Annotated in this window: 17 protein-coding genes and 1 pseudogene; 10 read left to right on the top strand and 8 right to left on the bottom strand. The window is 53.1% G+C overall.

The window, feature by feature from the left end:
* Both HFD94_RS19850 and HFD94_RS19845 read left to right on the top strand, forming a co-directional pair.
* Complete coding sequence (locus tag HFD94_RS19850; RefSeq protein ID WP_167433461.1) at positions 1-2124, top strand: tyrosine-type recombinase/integrase; 2124 nt, start codon at positions 1-3, stop codon at positions 2122-2124.
* A gap of 71 nt (positions 2125-2195) precedes the next feature.
* A pseudogene (locus HFD94_RS19845) lies at positions 2196-2362 on the top strand (IS30 family transposase); the annotation flags it as partial.
* 415 nt (positions 2363-2777) lie between these two features.
* On the opposite strand, the gene HFD94_RS19840 reads toward HFD94_RS19845, so the two are convergent.
* Complete coding sequence (locus tag HFD94_RS19840; protein WP_167433460.1) at positions 2778-3128, bottom strand: DUF305 domain-containing protein; 351 nt, start codon at positions 3126-3128, stop codon at positions 2778-2780.
* A 76-nt stretch (positions 3129-3204) separates the two neighbouring features.
* Positions 3205-3588 carry a hypothetical protein gene (locus HFD94_RS19835; RefSeq protein ID WP_167433459.1) on the bottom strand — a complete coding sequence of 128 codons (384 nt, stop codon included), beginning with the start codon at positions 3586-3588 and terminating at the stop codon, positions 3205-3207.
* A gap of 255 nt (positions 3589-3843) precedes the next feature.
* Here HFD94_RS19835 and HFD94_RS19830 point away from each other — a divergent pair, with 255 nt between their 5' ends.
* The 6 genes from HFD94_RS19830 (at position 3844) to HFD94_RS19805 (ending at position 10987) form a co-directional block, all read left to right on the top strand.
* A complete protein-coding gene (locus HFD94_RS19830) occupies positions 3844-4251 on the top strand; it encodes a hypothetical protein (protein ID WP_243234803.1) in 408 nt (135 codons plus the stop codon).
* A gap of 140 nt (positions 4252-4391) precedes the next feature.
* Entirely contained in the window at positions 4392-4622 is a 231-nt protein-coding gene (locus HFD94_RS23070) for a copper-binding protein (protein ID WP_167433486.1), read from the top strand.
* A gap of 14 nt (positions 4623-4636) precedes the next feature.
* Positions 4637-5893 (top strand): TolC family protein, encoded by a 1257-nt coding sequence (locus HFD94_RS19820; RefSeq protein ID WP_243234802.1) that lies wholly within the window; start codon positions 4637-4639, stop codon positions 5891-5893.
* Positions 5890-7383: an efflux RND transporter periplasmic adaptor subunit gene (locus HFD94_RS19815; protein ID WP_167433458.1), complete on the top strand. Its 1494-nt coding sequence runs from the start codon at positions 5890-5892 to the stop codon at positions 7381-7383. Before HFD94_RS19820 ends, HFD94_RS19815 begins: the two co-directional genes overlap by 4 nt.
* Positions 7380-10499, top strand: coding sequence for an efflux RND transporter permease subunit (locus HFD94_RS19810; protein ID WP_167433457.1), 3120 nt, complete (start codon positions 7380-7382; stop codon positions 10497-10499). The genes HFD94_RS19815 and HFD94_RS19810 overlap by 4 nt, the downstream gene beginning before the upstream one ends.
* Before the next feature lie 47 nt (positions 10500-10546).
* Positions 10547-10987, top strand: a complete 441-nt coding sequence (locus HFD94_RS19805; protein WP_167433456.1) for a DUF411 domain-containing protein — start codon at positions 10547-10549, stop codon at positions 10985-10987.
* A gap of 172 nt (positions 10988-11159) precedes the next feature.
* Here HFD94_RS19805 and HFD94_RS19800 read toward each other — a convergent pair whose 3' ends face one another.
* From HFD94_RS19800 to HFD94_RS19775, 6 genes are all read right to left on the bottom strand, one after another.
* Positions 11160-12596, bottom strand: a complete 1437-nt coding sequence (locus HFD94_RS19800) for a heavy metal sensor histidine kinase (protein WP_167433455.1) — start codon at positions 12594-12596, stop codon at positions 11160-11162.
* Positions 12593-13273, bottom strand: coding sequence for a heavy metal response regulator transcription factor (locus HFD94_RS19795; RefSeq protein WP_167433454.1), 681 nt, complete (start codon positions 13271-13273; stop codon positions 12593-12595). The genes HFD94_RS19800 and HFD94_RS19795 overlap by 4 nt, the downstream gene beginning before the upstream one ends.
* Positions 13274-13304: 31 nt before the next feature.
* On the bottom strand, positions 13305-14237 hold the full coding sequence (gene copD / locus HFD94_RS19790; protein WP_167433453.1) for a copper homeostasis membrane protein CopD: 933 nt from the start codon (positions 14235-14237) through the stop codon (positions 13305-13307).
* 4 nt (positions 14238-14241) lie between these two features.
* Positions 14242-14658, bottom strand: coding sequence for a copper homeostasis periplasmic binding protein CopC (gene copC / locus HFD94_RS19785; protein ID WP_371742571.1), 417 nt, complete (start codon positions 14656-14658; stop codon positions 14242-14244).
* Positions 14658-15476 carry a copper resistance protein B gene (locus HFD94_RS19780; RefSeq protein ID WP_167433484.1) on the bottom strand — a complete coding sequence of 273 codons (819 nt, stop codon included), beginning with the start codon at positions 15474-15476 and terminating at the stop codon, positions 14658-14660. The genes copC and HFD94_RS19780 overlap by 1 nt, the downstream gene beginning before the upstream one ends.
* A gap of 142 nt (positions 15477-15618) precedes the next feature.
* Positions 15619-17463: a copper resistance system multicopper oxidase gene (locus HFD94_RS19775; protein ID WP_167433451.1), complete on the bottom strand. Its 1845-nt coding sequence runs from the start codon at positions 17461-17463 to the stop codon at positions 15619-15621.
* A gap of 288 nt (positions 17464-17751) precedes the next feature.
* On the opposite strand from HFD94_RS19775, the gene HFD94_RS19770 reads away from it, so the two are divergent.
* Together HFD94_RS19770 and HFD94_RS19765 are read left to right on the top strand one after the other, a co-directional pair.
* Positions 17752-17982: a hypothetical protein gene (locus HFD94_RS19770; RefSeq protein ID WP_167433450.1), complete on the top strand. Its 231-nt coding sequence runs from the start codon at positions 17752-17754 to the stop codon at positions 17980-17982.
* 330 nt (positions 17983-18312) lie between these two features.
* The gene (locus HFD94_RS19765; RefSeq protein WP_167433483.1) at positions 18313-18639 is read left to right on the top strand and encodes a four-helix bundle copper-binding protein; all 327 of its coding nucleotides are present in this window, start codon (positions 18313-18315) and stop codon (positions 18637-18639) included.
* Positions 18640-18764: the final 125 nt, after the last annotated feature.

Below are 18764 nucleotides of genomic sequence, written 5' to 3'. Positions count from 1 at the left end.
ATGAGAACAACCACACCGATCGTAAGCAGCTGGCGTCCCTTCAACATTGCTGAATACCGGCTTGAAACGTCACTGACTTCCGCTGAACAGACAGGGCTGGCCAGCTCTCACAGCCGAGCCGGTATGCTCCGGATGAAACCTGCGCCTGACCTCATCAGGCCGCTGACAGATATTGCCACCGAAAGCGGATGCAGCAGCAAAATCGCCGGGCTGGTTATAGCTGGGTTGCTGCGTGAAATGCATTTATCCGGCACACCCTGCTGGCGCTGGTCGCAGGAATGCTGGCAGACGCTCTGCCGGGATGCCAGAGAAGGTCGGCCGTTAATGACCGCCTTTGCCTGGCATCTCGGGGATTTTCATGACCCGCTCAGCCTCCCCGATATTCGGAAACCCGCCCTCTATGCCTCAGCCATCTTCGGCCAGACCGTTTATCATCATGAACTGCACCGGCTGACCGATACTCTGACGTCACTGGGTTATGCCCCGAAAAGCCAGAAGAATCACATCTCAGGCATCCTGGCAACACTGATGATAATAAACGGTGATCCCCGGCTTGAAACGTTTACGCCTGAACTGCTCTGGCAGGCGCAGAACAGCATAGATAAAGCGACATCCCGTTACGTTGGCCGGGTTTCTCACGGACTCGCCACACTGGGAATTCTCAGCGCCCCGATGAGGATGCGAAACTATACGAAGTGGTACGAGAAACCGGTGGAAGGAATTGATCCGGCCTGGGTGCACTGGTGCCGCCGCTGGCGCGAAACGTCTGTACTCAGACCACGCACCCGTGAAAGCCAGTACAGCTTTATTCTGCGTTGCGGCCTCTGGCTGGCCAGGGTGCATCCGGAGGTGCGGGAACCGGCAGACTGGACCATGGAAACCTGTGCCAGCTTCATCGCTGCGGTAGGCCGGATGAACGTGGATGAACTTCAGCTGGGCACGGAAAGGGGGACCAGAAAATCGGTGCGATCCGGTGAGCCCATGATGCCGCATTCAAGGGCGCATTTTATCTATTCATTGCGCCGTTTCATGATCGATTATGAAAACTGGGGCTGGGGTCGCCTGCGTTTCAGCTCTGCCCGTCATCTTTCCACACCAGACACTACCCTGTTCCGCCGCGGGGTCAACCCGCGTGTTATTGACGATCCGGTCTGGCTGAAGCTGATATGGGCCAGCCTGAATCTGCGTCAGGAAGATTTGCTGACTGAAATACATTACCCTCTTGCCATGCTGCAGGCGATGGCCGTCATCTGGACCCATGCGGGGCTGAGGAAGAGCGAGCTGCTCCGCCTGACCACTGGGTGTGCCATACCACAGGCAGAGGATATTGTGAAAGAGGACGGAGGCATCATTCCTGCAGGAACTCTGTGCTACCTGCATATTCCCGCCGGAAAGACCTCAAAAGCCTTTGTGAAACCGGTGGCTGCCGTGGTGAAAAAATATGTCGACATCTGGCTGGACGAGCGCCCGCCAGAACAGGCCATGCTCGCCGACGAGCGGACCGGCGAAAAGGTCCGATTCTTGTTTCAGTACCGGGGCAAACCTGCCGGCGGAGCAATCCTCAACCGCACACTAATACCGATGCTATGTGCAAGAGCTGGCGTCCCTTCAGAAGACAGTGGAGGTACGATAACCAGCCACCGGGGGCGGGCCTCGGCTGTGACCGCGCTGGCCAGCGTACCACAGGGCATGTCACTGTATGAGCTCATGCAGTGGACGGGGCATTCAACGCCTCAGTCCACCATGCATTATCTCCGCATTCGTCCGACGCAGCTGGCCGCTTCCTTCGTAAAAGCAGACAGAGTAGCTCACATGGTCAGCGTGCTTATAGACCACGATCCAGAGGCAGCCAGTCTGACCGGACCCGCGACGTACTATGATTTGGGCGACTCCTACTGCACAAATCCCTTCTGGAGTAGCTGTCAGCACCGAATGGCCTGCATTGGCTGCGATTTTAACCTGCTGAAAGACAGCGCACACGGGCTGATACTGGAAAGTAAAGCTTCTATAAAACGTTATCTTGAAGAAGTTCCGCTCACACCCGATGAGAGAGCCATCGTAGAGCAGGATGCTGAAAAGGTAGATCAGGCTCTTACACGGTTAACTACTAAATCTGGAGGATGAAATGGTTCGCTTTGTGCTGTGAGTTCAACGGGTCGACGCAACGCTATCCTTAAAGATGGGGGGGCATCGCCATGAAACAAAGATTGCGCATTTACGACACGCCAGAACAGAAAGCGATTATCTGGGATCAATACAAGCAATGTGACTTCCTGCATGATATCGCCAGATGTTCGACAGATATCATTCTTCTATTATGCCCACTATTCACCAGACTGGTAGGTATCGCTCACCTCTCAGATATCCACGGTCAGCACCGTCCCGCCGGTGGGGCAGAGCAGCTGCAGGTGCTTCAGCCATACGTCCTCCTGACCATATTGCCAGTCGCAGCCGTCACTTTGCGTTATCATGCCGGGCCACCAGGGTTGGCTATGCGTCCGCAGCCCGCATCAGACAGGTGCTCATCGACGGCCTTCGGAAGAAAGAGCTTATCAAAGCACTGCTCCCGCAACTTCGCCTGAAACGATGCGAGGCAGGTTTACATGAATTTTCCTCGCGGCGGGCAAGTTCCGTGTCGGCGCAATCGCACAGGAACCACGAAAAACAGGCGTGAAAGGATTGTCTGCTACAGACTGAATCATTTATCTGATATGTGAAGCTCTGTCTCCAGAGCCTCACCGGGTAACTGAGTTATAAACCAATCATCCTGATGGCCACTATTTCTTCAGCCAGCCTTCCATATGCTCAATTTCAGTCTTTTGCGCTTTGATAATATCTTCAGCCATTTTCCTCATTTCCGGATCTTTACCGTATTTGAGTTCTGTTTCTGCCATCGATATGGCCCCTTTATGGTGCTCTATCATGCCTTTGGCAAAAGCCTTATCAGCATCCGGGTCTTTAATGGCTGCCATCATGCTTTTGTGCATATTGCTCATGCCAGACATGTAGGCCTGAGAAGAGGATGACATGCCGGTCTGGCTTTGCATATCCATGGCAGGCTTTTGCGCCATAACGGTAACGGGTAAAACTGCAAGCAGGCCAGCCAAAACAATGTTCTTTGCTCTCATTGCGAAACTCCTTCTAAGGTTATACACATAACAAGTATAGAATCACGCCAGGGATTCCCTTCCCGGCTGGCGTCGATCAGCCTGCGTGACCGTTCATGGGAATATCTGACATCATGGCTCTGTGCTTTTCTGCCTGTGACTGATGGGCCCATGCGCTGCCGTTACTCATATTTTCATGAGCAACAGCGGCCTTTTCATGTTCACCATAATCAGCAAAGTTGTTACTGGCAGTCCTGTTATCAGTTTTACCTTTGTGACCCATCATCATTATATGCATGTCAGCCATGGAATGATGGCTGACAGCATCGGCGTTACCGGAGGCCATATGTGCCATCACGTCATGCGGGTGCCCTGTCATTTCACTGTGCGCTTCGGGCTGAAAAGATACCGGTGCCCCGGCAGCATAACTGAAACCGGCGAAGCCGGATAAAAGGGCAGCAGCAATAATTTTCATCTTCATAAGTATTTTCCCGTATTGTTATTTGATATAAATCAAAAAAAGTCAACCTGCTAAAAACAAAATAAACCCTCCCCTAAGGGCAAGGTCAAAAACATATTATTCAGGAATCGTAAATATATTTACCCACCACATTCCGATAGTGTTAATAACCAACAGCATACAAGTTAGCAGGCTGTTAAAATAAACATGCCGATAAAGTTCTTTTAGAAAATACACAGTAAGCGTATATTTAGCTTCCCGTTTTAAAAGGCAGCCATGATGGCTTTTTATAAAAGCATTTTCAGAAAAATGATGCAGCGAAAAAGCCGCCTACGGACGGTTTTTGCTGTTTCATGCTGGGCGCTTTTGAATGCTCAGCTGGCTGTAGCGGCCTATAACTGTGACAGGATCATAGTTCCGCTTCCTGAAGAGGTTCAGGCTGTATCCATGCCAGGCATGAACGCTGGTGACATGCCTGTTAAAAGTCTTCTCTGCGATAAGCACTGCACACCGGATAATGCCCAAAAAACCGGTCAGTTTCATCTTGCAGATGCTCTTATGCAGGGTCCGGCCATACGTCTGGTTGCCGCTGAAATTTCTTCGTCCTTTTCTGCTTCTTACTGGCTCACCCCACCCGTTACGGGGCCTCCTGCTGAAATAAGGTTTTGTCGCTTCAGAGAATAAATTTTCCGGTTAATACAGCCACTGTAACCCGCCGGGTTACTCCCTGTTATTTTCCGGAGATTAATCAATGCGTATCTTGTTATTTATTTTTGCTGCTATAACCGCGGTTTTTTCAGTCGTGCCCTCAACTCTGGCAACACCTGTTCCTGTCGTTACCTCTGACGCAGTACCCCTTCACGCTGAAATCATGGACTGACAAAGACGTCACCATTGCCCATGGCCCCGTTGCTTCTCTTGGCTGGCCAGCTATGACCATGCAGTTTTCACTGGATGAATACCATGGCGACCGGTTCAGCCCCGGACAGGCGGTCAACTTCACGTTCCGGAATTCCGGTAGCACCTTCAGCCTGACCACAGTCAGCACCCGATAACTGCCGGAGGCATCATGTTAAACCGATTTTCATTTATGACGATCGCAGGATCGCCATTCCTTCTCCTTACGGCAGCACTCAGCGCTTACGGAACCACCCTGAATGAGAGCCTGCGGCTCGCCGAGCTGTGGTCTGCGGAGCTGTCAGCTAATAAACAGGAAGTGAGTGCTTATAACAGTCAGGCAGAATCCGCCCTCCAGCTTCCCGATCCGAAGCTACGGTTTGGCATTGAGAACGTCCCTGTCGCCGGTGCTAACGCGCATCGTCTGACGAGGGAAGGCATGACAATGCAGCGTGTCGGCATCATGCAGGATTACGTCAGCTCAGCCAAACGTGAAGCCAGCTCGCAGACATTTCGTGCAGAAGGCCATAGGGCTGAGGCAAATAAAGACGTTATCCGCACCACTTTGCAGCAGAATACGGCGCTGGCCTGGTTTGACCTGGCTTATGCCGAAAAAAATCTGGCGGCCATTGAAAGAACGCTTGATGAAACCCGCAGACAGCTGCGCGTGCAATATGCTGGCGTGTCAGGCGGCAGCGCGACATCCGAAAGCGTAATTGACCTGCGGCTTGCTCTGAGCGAACTGGCTAATCAAAAGGAGAGCATCAGACGAGACATCAATATTGCCCGTGCCCGCATGAAAGAGCTGACCGGACAGGATATTAATCAGGCAACAGGAACCGGGCCGGATATATTCAGGCTGCCTGCAGATGAAACGTTGCTGACAGAGGAGATCCGTCAGCACCCGGAAATTATACGCGCTTCGCGCGAGGCGGATGTGGCACAAGCCAGAACCCATCAGTCAGCAACGGCGTCCATTCCGGATGTGGGCGTTGAGGTCTATTATGCCCGCCGCGCTGAAGGTTTCGATGATATGGCCGGCATTATGTTCACCGTGGATCTCCCGGTGCTGCAGTCACACAGGCAGGACAAAGAGCACGCTGCAGACGTTTCCCGGGCTTATGAAGCGAATGACAGGCTATCTCTCCTGGTCCGGGCACATCAGGCAACTCTCGAAACCCTTATCTCCGGCTACAACACAGCCCTGGCCGTCTATAACAGGCAGATAAACGAAATTATCCCGCTGAAAAAGTCCCGGGTCCGTCTCGCCGAAGCAGGCTACCGTACCGGCAACGTGTCGCTTACGGATGTTCTGTCCGCCCGCCGGGCAGTTCTGGACAGTGAAACGGATAAAAACAATGCCGAAAAAGCACTGGCCAGCGCGTGGGCTGCCATTCGTTATCTCATTCCGCAGGGAGACAGACCATGAGGACAAAACCGCTCTTCTTTTTTATCCCGGCTTTTGTTCTTGTTGCTTTTGCCGCCGGCTACTTTCTGGGGGAGGTCAATACCGATCGGAGGGCACGCGTTCCGGATGATGCCCACAGCAGTGCGGAACGTAAAGTGTTGTACTGGTACGACCCGATGATGCCCGCACAGCGCTTCGATAAACCCGGTAAATCGCCCTTTATGGATATGGAACTGCTTCCGCGGTATGCAGACGACAAGGCAGAGAAAGACGGCGTTGAAATCAGCGCACGCCAACAGCAGAGTCTCGGCATCAGAACGGCAAAAGTAACACGGGAGGTCCTGGACGAGCAGCTTGAGGCTTTCGGAACGATTGCGACCAACGAACGTGGCATGACCATCATTTCTGTCCAGGCTGAGGGGGTAATTCAGAAGCTTTATGTTAATGCTCCAGGCGCGTTCATCAGGAAAGGTGACCCGCTGGTTTCTGTCTGGATACCTCAGTGGACGGCTTCTCAGCAGGAATATCTGGCTATCCGAAGATTTGGTGATCCTGCACTGACTTCTGCAGCACGCCAGAGACTAAACCTCCAGTTTATGCCTGAAAGTATTATCCGGACAATTGAGCGGACCGGTAAGCCCAGCACGCAACTTATGGTCAGGGCTGAATATGACGGCTATGTCAGTAAACTATCCGTTCGCGAAGGACAACAGGTTACGTCGGCACAGGCCCTCTTTGAAATGGCGCGTCCGGATCCGGTATGGCTAATCATTGATTATCCAGCCGCTCAGGCGGGCCTGCTTACCACCGGAAGTAAGCTCCGTGCTGAGACGGGCAGCTGGCCGGGGCAATCCTTTTCAGGCGAGGTGACGGAACTGTTACCCGAGCTGGACCCGCTCACCCGCACGCTCAAAGCCCGTGTGGCCGTCAGTAACCCAGAAAGGCTGCTTAAGCCGGGCATGTTTGTTCATGCCATACTTGCCAGCAGCCAGCCCTCTGAACCGGTGCTCGTCATACCTGAAGAAGCGCTGATTATGACCGGGACGGATAACCGGGTGCTGATCACTGAAGGCGATGGCTGGTTCAGGCCCGTCAGTGTCAGCACGGGCCGGACACACAACGGGCTGACAGAAATCAGGCAGGGGCTCCAGGAAGGACAGCAGGTAGTGACTTCCGGACAGTTTCTTATTGATTCCGAGGCCAGCCTCAGAAGTGCGCTTCCTTCTACTCCGCAGCTATCTCCTGATGTGGCTGAAAAGCACTACCTGACACGGGGCGAGGTGTTATCAGTCACGTCTGATTCGGTCACGGTTTCTCATGAAGCCGTCAAGGACCTTAACTGGCCGCCAATGACCATGACGTTTTCACTCCCCGCTCCGCTCCAGGGAAAAATGAAACCCGGCGATCATATCTCGTTTACCTTCGAAATGAACGATGCCGGTGCCACGCTCGTTTCTTTTACTGATGACTCAGCGCACACGTCCCAGTCAGTTGAAGGAGGTCATAAATGACATCGGCCATTATTCGCTGGTCCCTGCAGAACCGGCTGCTGGTCATACTCGCCGCCATCATGATGAGTGTCTGGGGCATATGGTCCGTGCAGAAAACTCCGCTGGATGCCCTGCCGGATTTGTCGGATGTGCAGGTTATCATCCGTATCAGTTATCCCGGCAAGGCTCCTCAGGTGATCGAGGATCAGGTGACTTATCCTGTTACGACGACCATGTTGTCGGTACCCGGGGCAAAAACGGTTCGGGGTTTCTCAATGTTCGGAGATTCCTATGTATACGTTCTGTTTGAGGATGGAACCGATCCCTACTGGGCCCGTTCACGGGTACTTGAGTATTTAAGCCAGGTACAGACCGCATTGCCTGCAGGCGCACGGGCTTCACTCGGACCTGATGCAACGGGTGTTGGATGGGTTTTTGAGTACGTACTGACCGATAAAAGCGGTAAGCACAGCCTTGGCGATCTGAGGGCCATTCAGGACTGGATGCTCCGTTTTGAACTCAAAACTCTTCCCGGCGTGTCAGAAGTGGCTTCAGTCGGAGGAATGGTCAGGCAGTACCAGATAATTCTGGATCCGGACCGCATGCGTGCACTGAATGTTTCACATGCCCGGATAACGTCTGCGGTACAGAGTGCCAACCAGGAGGGCGGCGGTTCGGTAATCGAAATGGGCGAAGCGGAATATATGGTGCGCACATCAGGCTATCTGAAAACGGCTGACGATTTTCGCCATATTGTTATTGAAAATCGTGGCGGCGTGCCCGTAATGCTTTCAGACGTCGCCACGCTCCGGATGGGGCCGGAATTCCGCCGTGGCGTGGCGGAGCTGAACGGAGAGGGAGAAGTGGCAGGCGGCATCATCGTGATGCGCTCAGGTAAAAATGCCCTGGAAACCATATCAGCAGTAAAGAAAAAGCTCGCTGTCATTAAAAAAAGCCTGCCTGCCGGGGTGGAGATCGTGCCGGTGTATGACCGTTCCAGACTTATCCAGAGCGCAGTCGCAACCCTGACACATAAACTCGTTGAGGAATTTATCGTTGTTGCGGTGATCTGTACCCTTTTCCTGTTTCATTTCCGGTCTGCGCTGGTTGCGATTATTTCACTGCCGCTGGGGATCCTGGGAGCGTTTATCGTTATGCGCTATCAGGGGGTAAATGCCAACATCATGTCTCTGGGTGGAATAGCCATTGCTATCGGAGCCATGGTCGATGCAGCCATCGTGATGATTGAGAATATGCATAAGGTGCTTGAGCGCTGGCGTCATGCGCACCCTGGCCAGCATCCGGCAGCAGCGGATTACTGGCGCATCACGGAAAAAGCGGCCACGGAAGTGGGACCAGCGCTGTTCTGCAGCCTGCTTATCATCACGCTGTCTTTCATCCCTGTCTTTTCTCTTGAGGCTCAGGAGGGAAAGATGTTTTCACCCCTGGCGTTTACCAAAACGTATTCAATGGCGGTCGCCGCCGGCCTTGCCGTCACGCTTGTTCCGGTGCTGATGGGATTTTTTATTCGGGGGAAAATACCCGATGAAAGAGCCAATCCCTTAAACCGCTGGCTGATAAAAGCCTATGAGCCCGTGCTTAATGCCGTACTGCGCTGGCCCAGGGTAACCCTGACCGTTGCGGCTGTTCTCCTGCTTGCAACAATTTATCCGCTTACCCGTCTTGGCAGTGAATTCATGCCCGCCCTTGATGAAGGCGATCTGCTGTATATGCCCTCAACGCTGCCAGGCATTTCCGTTCGTGAAGCTGGCAGGCTCCTTCAGCAGACTGACCGGCTGATAAAAACCTTACCGGAAGTTGAAACCGTTTTTGGAAAAGCGGGCCGGGCTGATACTGCCACCGATCCTGCACCATTGACCATGCTTGAGACCACTATCCGCTTCAGGCCCCGCGATCAGTGGCGTCCCGGCATGACGATGGAAAGACTCGTAAAAGAGCTGGATGAAGTGGTGAAAGTGCCGGGCATAGCCAATGTCTGGGTTCCTCCCATACGCAATCGTCTGGATATGCTGGCTACCGGCATCAAAAGCCCTGTTGGTATAAAAGTGAATGGAAATAATATTGTCCAGATAGAAAAAGTGGCCCGTGATATTGAGCAGGTGGTCCGTCAGGTGCCGGGCGTTACCTCGGCGCTTGCCGAAAGGCTCACGGGCGGACGATATATTGATATTGATATCGACAGGGAGAAAGCTGCCCGTTACGGCGTCTCGGTGCAGGAGCTTCAGTCGCTTGTCTCTGCTGTGGTAGGTGGCGATAACGTCAGCGAGACGATTGAAGGGCGGGAGCGGTATCCCATCAGCATCCGGTATCCACGTGAAATTCGCGACTCGCTGCAGAAGCTGCGCGATCTTCCGGTGATAACAGCTGAAGGCAGCCAGGTCAGCCTGTCGCAACTGGCACGCATCACCGTTGCAGACGGTCCGCCAATGCTCAAGAGTGAAAATGCCCGACTTTCTGACTGGATCTATGTGGACATCCGGGGCCGGGACCTGAAATCAGTTGTCCGGGACATGCAGAACGTTGTTGACCAGCAGGTCAGCCTGCCCGAGGGCGTTTCTCTGAGCTGGTCAGGGCAATTTGAATACCTTGAACGGGCAACTGACCGGCTGCTGGTTGTTCTGCCTCTGACGCTGATGATTATTTTTGTACTGCTGTATGTCACCTTCAGTCGCATCACCGATGCGTTACTGATTATGGGAACGCTGCCTTTTTCACTTATTGGCGGGGTATGGCTTCTCTACCTGCTGGGCTACAACCTCTCCGTTGCGGCGGCGGTGGGGTTTATCGCACTGGCAGGTGTGGCGGCAGAGTTCGGTGTCATTATGGTGCTTTATCTCAATCAGGCGCTAAAAAAACATGCCGATCAGGAGGGCTCGCTTTCCTGCTCAGGCCTTCATGCAGCAATTCATGAAGGTGCCGTTCTGCGTGTGCGACCAAAGGTTATGACCGTCGCAACCATTATGGCCGGGCTGATCCCCATCATGTGGGGAGGAGGTACAGGTTCTGAAATCATGCAGCGGATCGCTGCGCCAATGATTGGTGGAATGATCACCGCGCCCCTGTTATCCATGCTGGTGATCCCGGCCCTTTATCTGATTATTCATCGCAAAAACTAATCCCTGACAGACGTTCCGGGCGTTCGCGTCCGGGACAGGAGACTGATATGAAAAAGACACTTCTTATGGCTTCTATGCTGCTGGTATCCGGCGTCTCCTCTGCGGTCATGCAGACGATTCAACTCTACAAAACCCCGCAATGCGGCTGCTGCACAGCATGGGCCAGTAAAATGGAACAGGCGGGCTTTAAGGTGCAGACTCACGTCATGACGGAGAAAAAAAGTGACGGCCTTAAAGCGCAATGGCATGTTCCCGCCGGGCTGCGTTCCTGCCATACCGCACTGATGAATGGCATGGTGCTGGAAGGTCATGTGCCCGCTGAGGATATCCGTGCTGCACAGGCTGTCGAGAGTGACGTTTACGGACTGGCTACGCCTGGCATGCCGGTCGGGAGCCCGGGCATGGAGCAGGACGGAAAACACGAGGCTTACAGCGTAATGCGTTTTGACAAGTCAGGTCAGACAGGCGTGTTCAGTCGCCATGAATAGCGAATGACATAATCCGACAGGCTGGCAGGAAAACGGGCAGGCTTTCTGTCAGCCACAGGTGAGGCGACAAAAGCGCCACGGGAAAAGAGAGGATTGATGCAGATGAAAAATGCGGCTTTCACTGTTGCACAGCACAGAAATATTCCTGTGCTGCGTTTTACAGGATGATGAATTATGCATGGGCACTGAGGCTCTGATCTGTCACCCCGTCTAGTGAAACGGGCAGAATGACCGTAAAGGTGATGATGTTGCCAGACTGGTCAACATTCAGTTCCCCCTGGTGCGCAAGGATAATGGAGCGGGTAATTGAAAGCCCCAGTCCGGCGCCATCTGAAGTATGTTTCCTTGAGGCATCACCCCGGTAAAAGCGATCGAAGAGACGACCAAGTTTTTCCTGCGTCATGTCCCGTGTTGGATTGGACAGGCTGACAGATGCCTGTCCGGCCTCTTCCCGTATAGTTACCTGAACGGTGACGTTGTCAGGTGAATATTTGATGGCGTTGGTCAGCAGGTTGCTGAATGCCCGGCGCAACATCAGACTGTCACCGGATACGGTTGCCTGCCCGGCAATCAGAAAGGTTTTTCCGCTTTCGCCCGCAAGAGGCTCGTAAAACTCGATTAACTCGTCCAGCTCGGTCCTCAGTGCTACATCCTGTTTTTCCAGCGTCATCAGGCCATTTTCTGATTTCGCCAGGAAAAGCATATCGCTGCTCATTCTGGCAAGCCGGCCCAGTTCCTCAAGGTTCGAGAAAAGAACCTCCCGGTAGCTTTCAGCATCACGCTCACGGGACAGCGCAACCTGCGTCTGCATCATCAGGTTGCTGACCGGGGTACGCAGTTCATGCGCGATATCGGATGAAAACTCCGAGAGCCGTCTGAATGAGTTCTCCAGCCTTTCGAGCATATTATTGAACTCCGACACGGTGGTCAGAAGCTCAGACGGCAGGTGGCGGGAAGGCAGGCGTTCGCTGAGATTGTTAACAGTAATGGCAGAAGTCAGCCGGTTAATCTCATTCAGCGGCTTCAGCCCGATTTTAGTGGCAAGCCAGCCAAGAAAGACTGAAATGAAAATCAGCGCCCCGTTGAACCACATCAGCCACCTTTTAAGCTGGCTGAGAAACTCATCGTGAAGGCCGGTATCATAAGCAGTGGTTATCAGCACATCATGCCGTCTGCCGGCTTTTTCTGCGCTGATTTTTCTTACCATAACGTTATAGCGAAAACCTTCTTCTTCGACTGTCTGCAGCGCATCAGGACTGTGGATTTTGTTTGTAAACAGTTCGCCCGGTACCGGAAACCCCGGAGATAAATACTCGGCAAGAATGTTGCCCTCTGATGTTGTAACCGACAGATAAAGCCCGTTATGCCCCACCATGGCGTCGCCCAGTTTGCGGGATAATGCCTCCGGATTAAGCTTGCCGGCATGAATTTCACTTTCCAGCAGTTCGCTGGCCAACTCCAGCTTACCGGTCAGGAGGACCTGGTCCTGATTACGGAAATAACTCCCCAGGGCCGCGACCAGCAGCACGCTTGAAAGCAGCCAGACGGACATCATCACGCCGGCAAAAATAAGGCTCAGTCTTGTGGTCAGAGACCAGTTGCGTTTCACTCTTCGCGTATCTCCAGTACGTAGCCGATACCCCGTACGGTGTGAATCAGCTTCGGACTGAAATCATCATCTACTTTGCTGCGAAGCCGCCTGACGGCAACGTCGATAACGTTGGTATCGCTTTCAAAATTGATATTCCAGACCAGTGAAGAGATCAGGTTTCTTGGCAGGACTTCACCGGTACGCTGCAGCAACAGTTCAAGCAGGACGAACTCTTTTGATGAAAGGTGAATTTTCCTGCCTGAGCGGGCTACGCTGCGCCGGGCGATATCCATCACCAGATCGGCAATTTCATGCGTGCCGGAGGTAAGCGAACGGTTCCGCCTGAGCAGGGTCCGGATACGGGCCAGCAGTTCCGCAAAATCAAAGGGTTTGAGCAGATAATCATCTGCACCAAGGTCGAGTCCTTTAATTTTTTCGCTGACGTTATCCTTGGCCGTAAGAAACAGAACGGGTTCTTCATGACGGGCCATTCTCATCTGCTGCAGGATATCCCAGCCGTCCATAGACGGCAGCATCACGTCCAGAATAATCAGGTCATAGCGCTGCTGCAGAATATGTTCGAGCCCCTGGCGGCCATCATCGACCAGAGTCACGTCATATCCTGCCTCCTGTAGCCCCTGCTTCAGGTAGCTTCCTGTTTTCACTTCATCCTCAACGATCAGAATGGTGGTCATGTGTGATGATCCTGGAGGCTGCGATTTAGGACTATTCCATACCGGTTCCAGGCGACAGCGTGCCAAGCCAGGCGACGGTGGCCAGAATCAGTACAGAAACGGTAAATTCCGTAACGATGCTTTTGCGCATCATGACAATGCCTGTCTTATAGTGGCCCTGGCTGAGCGCAATTTCCAGCCTTGGTGCAAGCCGGAAGCGATTTGCTGCAGCCAGCAGCAGCATCATAAAAAATAATGCGGTCTTAATCAGGAGCAGCTGCCCGTAGTCAGTGCCTGCCAGCGCACGCAGCGGCACCTCAACAATGAAGACAAAATTAATGATGGCGGTGACGACGATACTTAACACGATGATGGTACCGGCACGTGCGAATCCTGACAGCGCATCAGCCAGCTGCCTGGCATGACCGGCTTTTTCCGCTTTTTTTACACACAGCAGGATCGTAAAGGCAGCCAGTGCTCCTATCCAGGCACCGGCAGCTGAAAGATGAACAACATCACTCACCAGGTGCAGGTAATATTTATACCCGTCATTCATGGCGGCGTGCCCGCCCCATGCCAGGGTCGCCAGTGCCGTGCCGCCGGACAGTGCCAGCACGTAACGGGAGAGCCTGACATGCTTAAGCCGCAAACCCAGACCAACAAAAGCGACAACAAGCGCGGCAAGCCTGACCATCCAGCTGACGCCGACGGCAGTTTCACCAATGACCATTTCGATAATGTGCAGCGTGAGCTCGCCGAGTTCACTGACCCCGCTCATGGCTTTTGCGACCAGCAACATGTTAGCCAGCGACAGCATAATGCCGCCGGATATCAGGATAAAAAAGAACGACCAGACGCTGAATAAAGACACCGATTTTTTTAACGTTCCCTTCACACCATACAGCTCAAATAAAGGCAGCCCGAAAAGAACCATAAGATCGAGATAAAGAAGAAACCTGATGACAATAAAAGTCTGATCGTTCATAGCATTATTTCACGCTGAAACTGTAGTTTCCGGTACGGGGATGCGTATCAGACGATACCGCACGCCACTCCACCTTGTAGGCTCCAGCCGGTAAAGGCTTTGCCGGAGTGATAATCATGGTTTTTGGATCGCTACCCCCGGAGATTTTCGCCGCCACAGGCATTGGCGAATGTGCAGACATACCCGGCATGCCGGTCATGATAAGACGTGCGCCCGAGAACTTGGTGACCAGATTTTCGGTAAAGTGCAGCTCCACTTTTGACGGCGCGATAACCTGCGCCTTGTCTGCGGGTACAGAAGAAGCCAGTTCCGGATGCGCCTGCGCGGCAAAAGCAGCAGCGGAGGCGGCAACAGCGATGAGGTAGCCAGCATAAATACGTTTCATAATAATACCTGTCTTGTTTGTTTGAATTAACTGCATCAGAACCACACGCGTGCCCCGAGAAGAAAGAGCACTTCATTATTTTTTTCGCCCTCGCGGGCAGCCATATCCGCGGTATTACCGTAGAGCTGGCTCCAGGAAACACCCACATAAGGGGCAAATTCCCGTTTCACTTCATAACGAAGGCGTAATGACAGTTCAGTACTGGAAAGTCCCTTACCTGTTTCACGCGCTTCGTCGTCTTTCCCATAAATGTTGGCTTCAAAAGAGGGCTGCAGGATCAGGCGATTGGTCAGCAGCACATCGTAATCTGCTTCCAGCCTGAGTGCGGTACGTCCCTGCTCACCTGCAAAGGCGGTCAGCTCGGACTCAAAGTTGTACAGCGCCATACCCTGCAGGCCGGCGGCAAGCCAGGTCTGCGGCTTACCAGGTTTAAAGTCCTGACGGGCACCGGCAACCACATCCCACCAGGGCGTGATGGCGTGTCCCCAAAGAGCCTGGATTTCCGCCGACTCGGTTTTTCCATCGCTGGTCTCCCCTTCACTGCGTAGCCAGAGGCGGTCAGTGTCTCCGCCAGCCCAACCAGTGACGTCCCAGCTGAGGCCGCTGTTATCGTTGTTTTTCTGCCATTCCAGCTGATCGGCAAGCAGAAAATAATTCACGCTGCTGTCATGAACCTTGTGCCCATTTACATCGGGGAAGGCAGCCTTGCGATCGGCATCTGTGAGAGGCGGAATGGGCGTTCTGCTTTCAGTGGACGCCGCCGGCTGCATGGATCCCATACCATCCATATCCGACGCTGGCTCCATACTCCCCATGGCAGAATGGTCCATTCCGGCCATGTCATGGCCCTGCATGCTATGAGCCGCATCTGTCTGCGCTGCATAAGCGGACGTCAGCGTGCTGCCTGTCAGCGCCGAGAAAATCAGAAAGCTGGCCACAGAACGGGAAAAGTTCTTTTTCATATCATCACGCCTTGAAACTGACATCGGGAATACCTCATTCAACAACCCGGACTTCACGGAACATGCCGGTTTCCATATGGAAAAGCAGGTGGCAGTGGTAGGCCCAGCGGCCCAGCGCATCGGCCGTTACGCGATAACTGCGGCGGGTCCCCGGAGGCATATCAATGGTATGTTTACGCACCAGGAAGTTGCCTTCTTCATCTTCAAGGTCGCTCCACATACCGTGAAGGTGAATGGGGTGCGTCATCATGGTGTCGTTGACCAGCACAATGCGCACGCGCTCGCCGTATCGCAGCGTGACCGGTTCAGCGTCAGAAAACTTGATGCCGTTAAATGACCATGCGAATTTTTCCATATGACCGGTGAGGTGCAGCTCGATAGTGCGCGAAGGATCACGGCCGTCCGGGTCTTCAAAGGTGCTTTTAAGGTCGGAATAGGTGAGAACTTTTCTGCCATTATTGCGCAGGCCAATACCCGGGTCGTTGAGTTTTGCCGCTGGCATCATGGCCTGCATATCGACCAGCGGATTCGCGGTTTCAGACGCAGGATGCTTCTGCATATCACCCATGCCAGCCATACTTCCATGGTCCATACCGGCCATATTGCCGTGGTCCATACCAGCCATGCTTTCCGCAGATTCGCCCTGTACGGCTGCGCCATCCATGCTCTGCAGCTCTCCGCTGTCCATGGTCTTCATGGCATTGCTGTCCATACCCTGCATCTGGCTGTGGTCCATACCCCCCATGCCGCCATGATCCATGCCACCCATGCCCATGTCGTCCATGGTCAGCCAGGGGCGCGGATCCGGTGAAGGAACCGGTGCGGATAGCCCTGCCCGGGTAGCAAGCGTGCCCCGCGCATAACCACTTCTGTCCATGGACTGTGCAAAAATGGTATACGCATCCTGGTCCGGCTCCACGATGACATCGTAGGTTTCAGCAACCGCGATACGGAATTCGTCCACGGGTACGGGATTAACATACTGTCCATCAGCGGCCACTACGGTCATTTTCAGGCCAGGAATACGCACATCAAAATAGGTCATGGCGGAGCCGTTGATGAAACGTAAGCGGACTTTTTCGCCTTTGCGAAACAGGCCGGTCCAGTTTTTTCCGGGGCCCTGGCCGTTCATAAGATAGGTGTAAGTCGCACCGCTGACGTCCGCGAGGTCCGTCGGGTTCATTTTCATTTCTGCCCACATTTTGCGGTCGGCAAAAGTCGTTCCGAGACCTTTTTCCCGGGCATCACGGAAGAAGTCGCTGACTGTAGGCTTACCATAGTTGTAATAGTCAGACTGCTTTTTCAGCTTCGCGAGAATGGTGGAGGCTTTTTCTTCGGACCAGTCGGTCAGCATCACCACATGCTCGCTGTCATAGACGAACGGCTCAGGTTCAGCGGCGTCAATAATGATGGGGCCGTAAACGCCTTCCTGTTCCTGCAGGCCTGAGTGGCTGTGATACCAGTAAGTACCGTTCTGCTTGACCCGGAAGGAATACACATAGGTGTCATCCGGCTCAATACCATGAAAGCTGAGACCGGGTACGCCGTCCATGTTTGCCGGGAGAATAATGCCATGCCAGTGAATGGACGTCGGCTCCGACAGGCGGTTTTTTACACGCAGGGTAACGGTATCGCCTTCCTTCCAGCGCAACAGTGGGCCCGGCAGTCCTGCGTTGATGGTTTTCGCATAGCGGGTTATACCGGTAATGTTGAGCGGCGCTTCGGCAATGAACAGATCAAAATCAGTCCCGGACAGCGTGCGGGCCTGCGACAGGCTTACCGCAGAGAATGCATCAAACGATTTCAGTCCGAAACCGCCCACAACTCCGGCGGCCGTGAGTCCTTTTATAAAATTGCGTCGTGAACTTTTTAACTGCATGACTGAGCTCCGGCATAATCAGTACATTCCCGGGCTGTTTCGCCATACCGGCTAGCAGACAGTGCTGACCGGTCAGGAATCTTATTTTTGTTAACGGCAAACTATCACAGCCAAAAAAACAACTTGATTACATTTCTGTCATGTTTGAAACGCCTGTTTTTAAATTACATTTCTGTCATTTTCGACCATGGCTTATTTTTTCGTTTAGGATGCAGTTCATCGAAGCCGGGAATATTCCGGCCCGTCAGTAAAAGTTTACTTATTAATTTAACCGTAAGGATTAACCCAATGAAAAAGTCAGTTTTTATTCCCCTCCTGGCAATGCTTTCTGTTTCCTCTGTGTGGGCTCAACAGGAATATCCGGCACCGTCAGTCAACCCGGCCGGTAACGAATCTGTCACCACGAAGAATGAGCACGAGCTGGCTATCCTGGCGCACCAGAGTATGAACAATGCCAGCTCGGCCGCACATCAGAGCATCATCGATATGCACCGTAAAATGATGCAGCAGGAACAGTAACAGCCCGTTCTGGCCTGTAATTCCGTGTGATACCGCAGTCCCGGACGGATAAGATCCCCCGCTTATCTGTCCGTCTTTGCCACTGCTCCGGGGGGGTTGTGTATTACCCTCATTATTGCCGGCACGTTTATCCGGTAACAAAAACTTTTTTGGCTGATATCAGCCCGCCCGCCTGTCTGTCTGTGGCGGGCTTTTTTTTATCCTGTTTTTTCCTTTTTACTTCTCTTTCCCTGCTTGACTGAAAATTCAAAATATTTCTTTGCGGCAATGATTCTTTTGTTCCAGGCTTATAACTTTAGGCAAAACAATCTGAATAAGCCAGGAGGAAATATGTCAGAGCAACATCGAAGCTGTATTGAAGCCTGTTATTTATGCGCAGCGGCCTGTGACAATTGTGCTGCGTCATGTCTTAAAGAGCAGAATCTTGAAATGATGCGGGAGTGCATCCGTCTGGATATGCAGTGCGCCAGCATCTGCCGTCTGGCGGCGCAGTTTATGACGCTGGGAAGTGAATTTGCAGGAGAGCTGTGCAGGCTCTGTGCTGAAGTCTGTCAGAAATGCGGTGATGAATGTGCAAAGCACGATCACGACCATTGTCAGAAATGCGCACAATCCTGCCACCGCTGCGCTGAAGAGTGCAGGAAAATGGCGGTCTGATGCTGCAGCGGCATCAGAGTTGTAACGCATTCATCATAAACAGCTACGTGTAAAAGCAGACTGAGCCGGAAGACAGCAGGGTTTACTTCCCCTTTTCCGGCCCGGTCGTAAGGATTACGAGTCGG

The organism is Pantoea sp. EKM20T (assembly GCF_011800485.1).
Classification (GTDB): domain Bacteria; phylum Pseudomonadota; class Gammaproteobacteria; order Enterobacterales; family Enterobacteriaceae; genus Pantoea; species Pantoea agglomerans.
This window is presented reverse-complemented; position numbering and strand designations above follow the sequence as displayed.

What these genes read in the sequence shown, in the direction of transcription:
- HFD94_RS19850 (WP_167433461.1), top strand. Translation starts at nt 1, where the DNA reads ATGAGAACAACCACACCGATCGTAAGCAGCTGGCGTCCCTTCAACATT.
- HFD94_RS19840 (WP_167433460.1), bottom strand. Translation starts at nt 3,128, where the DNA reads ATGAGAGCAAAGAACATTGTTTTGGCTGGCCTGCTTGCAGTTTTACCC.
- HFD94_RS19835 (WP_167433459.1), bottom strand. Translation starts at nt 3,588, where the DNA reads ATGAAGATGAAAATTATTGCTGCTGCCCTTTTATCCGGCTTCGCCGGT.
- HFD94_RS19830 (WP_243234803.1), top strand. Translation starts at nt 3,844, where the DNA reads ATGATGGCTTTTTATAAAAGCATTTTCAGAAAAATGATGCAGCGAAAA.
- HFD94_RS19820 (WP_243234802.1), top strand. Translation starts at nt 4,637, where the DNA reads ATGTTAAACCGATTTTCATTTATGACGATCGCAGGATCGCCATTCCTT.
- HFD94_RS19815 (WP_167433458.1), top strand. Translation starts at nt 5,890, where the DNA reads ATGAGGACAAAACCGCTCTTCTTTTTTATCCCGGCTTTTGTTCTTGTT.
- HFD94_RS19810 (WP_167433457.1), top strand. Translation starts at nt 7,380, where the DNA reads ATGACATCGGCCATTATTCGCTGGTCCCTGCAGAACCGGCTGCTGGTC.
- HFD94_RS19805 (WP_167433456.1), top strand. Translation starts at nt 10,547, where the DNA reads ATGAAAAAGACACTTCTTATGGCTTCTATGCTGCTGGTATCCGGCGTC.
- HFD94_RS19795 (WP_167433454.1), bottom strand. Translation starts at nt 13,273, where the DNA reads ATGACCACCATTCTGATCGTTGAGGATGAAGTGAAAACAGGAAGCTAC.
- copD (WP_167433453.1), bottom strand. Translation starts at nt 14,237, where the DNA reads ATGAACGATCAGACTTTTATTGTCATCAGGTTTCTTCTTTATCTCGAT.
- copC (WP_371742571.1), bottom strand. Translation starts at nt 14,658, where the DNA reads ATGCAGTTAATTCAAACAAACAAGACAGGTATTATTATGAAACGTATT.
- HFD94_RS19780 (WP_167433484.1), bottom strand. Translation starts at nt 15,476, where the DNA reads ATGCAGGGCCATGACATGGCCGGAATGGACCATTCTGCCATGGGGAGT.
- HFD94_RS19775 (WP_167433451.1), bottom strand. Translation starts at nt 17,463, where the DNA reads ATGCAGTTAAAAAGTTCACGACGCAATTTTATAAAAGGACTCACGGCC.
- HFD94_RS19770 (WP_167433450.1), top strand. Translation starts at nt 17,752, where the DNA reads ATGAAAAAGTCAGTTTTTATTCCCCTCCTGGCAATGCTTTCTGTTTCC.
- HFD94_RS19765 (WP_167433483.1), top strand. Translation starts at nt 18,313, where the DNA reads ATGTCAGAGCAACATCGAAGCTGTATTGAAGCCTGTTATTTATGCGCA.